Annotated in this window: 1 pseudogene; it reads right to left on the bottom strand. The window is 77.9% G+C overall.

Annotated elements, in window-relative coordinates:
* A pseudogene (locus NR112_RS22350) lies at nucleotides 1–204 on the bottom strand (HNH endonuclease); the annotation flags it as partial.

Raw genomic sequence — 204 nt, 5'->3', positions numbered from 1 at the left:
GCCAGCCGCCGTCGGTGTCGAGGTGGACCTGCACCCGGTACCGGGCCCGCCGGGCTGCACCACCAGAACCGCTCGAGCCCCCGGAACGGCCCGCACCGTCGGCGCTGCTCGTGGTGGCGGCGTCGAGGGAGCGGGTGGCGAGCACGAGCAGGGCGTCGGCCCAGGTGACGCGGGGCCGGCCGCCGTCGACCTCGGTCCAGGTGG

Source organism: Terrabacter sp. Ter38 (genome assembly GCF_024519435.1).
Classification (GTDB): Bacteria; Actinomycetota; Actinomycetes; order Actinomycetales; family Dermatophilaceae; genus Terrabacter.
This window is presented reverse-complemented; position numbering and strand designations above follow the sequence as displayed.